The sequence below is a fragment of the Lactiplantibacillus sp. 7.2.4 genome (genome assembly GCF_018991185.1).
Taxonomy (GTDB): Bacteria; Bacillota; Bacilli; order Lactobacillales; family Lactobacillaceae; genus Lactiplantibacillus; species Lactiplantibacillus pentosus.
Genome location: NZ_JAGYGS010000133.1, coordinates 1 through 1,345, shown reverse-complemented (window position 1 = coordinate 1,345; position 1,345 = coordinate 1). Strand labels below are relative to the sequence as shown.

The following is a 1,345-nucleotide window of genomic DNA, read 5'->3' as shown; positions in this document are numbered from 1 at the left end:
GAGAGTATAAAATAGTTTGTGTAAATGAATTAAAATCCTATTGAAAAGGGAACCCCTTCCCCGTATGATTAAATCGTCAAACCAAACCAAAACGGAGGGATTCCCCATGGAACAGTTTACCAAAGATTTAACCAAAACTCTATTATCAAATGGCGATGTTAAAGAACTTTTTCGCCAACAACTTGAAACAGCTATTAATCAAATCCTACAAGCTGAGTTAACTTCGTTACTTGGTTATGATCCTTATGAACGTAATAGCTTTAAGACTAACAATTATCGGAATGGTCAATACTTTCGGTTAATTGATTCCGAATATGGTAAGTTGAAAATTGCTGTACCGCGTGACCGACAAGGCAAATTTCATAATCGTTTACTTCCAGCTTATTCTCGTCGTCAAGATGCTTTAGAAACTACAATTATTCAACTCTACTCTAAAGGTGTTACCACTCGTGAAATCGCTGATTTGATTGAAAAAATGTACGGTTCTTATTATTCGGCTACAACTGTTTCTAACATTACTGCCCAAGTAACTAAGCAGATTGAAGCTTTTCATCAGCAAACCATTAAAGCAAACTATGTTTGCTTATTCTTAGATGCAACTTATTTACCTTTGCGTCGTGACACAGTTCAAAGAGAGGCAGTTTATATTGCCTTAGGAATTACACCCACTGGAATTAAAGAAGTTCTTGATTATCGCATTGCGCCCAGTGAAAATGCTGAAGTCTGGTCGGAAATGGCAGCCGATCTCAAGCAGCGAGGGCTTAAACAGGTTCAATTAATTATTGCGGACGGAATGGTTGGACTTCAACCCGCGCTTTTACACGCTTTTCCTAAAGCAAAATTTCAAAGATGTTTAGTTCATGTTATGCGTAATATTAGTACACATGTCCGTTTAAAAGACCGTGAGGTTATTTTAAATGATTTCAAACAACTTCATTCGGTAACCAATGAAGCTGAAGCTCGTAAAATGCTTGCCGATTTTTATAGTACTTGGGAAAAACAATACACAAATCTAATTAGTCACATTAGGTCAATTGAAAAGGAATTATTAGCTTTTTTGGCTTTTCCAGCTGCAATTCGCCCAACTATTTATTCAACAAATATTATAGAATCGCTAAATAAAAAGATTAAACGCAAGACTAAAGCAAAAGAACAGTTTCCCAATGAAAAATCATTAGACAATTTCATTGGAGTGCAAGTAATTAGTTACAATGAAAAGAACTTTAATCGAATTCATCGTGGATTCGGACAAGTTAAGGATACATTAGAATCACTTTTCGACTGAAAAGATTTAATTTTATGGAGAAAGAGCAATCACTTTTTACACAAACTTCTTGACACTCCC

Annotated in this window: 1 protein-coding gene; it reads left to right on the top strand. The window is 35.4% G+C overall.

Annotated features, from left to right (window positions below; all coding sequences use genetic code 11):
• The first annotated feature begins 106 nt into the window (after positions 1–106).
• Positions 107–1,285: an IS256 family transposase gene (locus KGF70_RS16835; RefSeq protein ID WP_216786517.1), complete on the top strand. Its 1,179-nt coding sequence runs from the start codon at positions 107–109 to the stop codon at positions 1,283–1,285.
• Positions 1,286–1,345 lie beyond the last annotated feature (60 nt).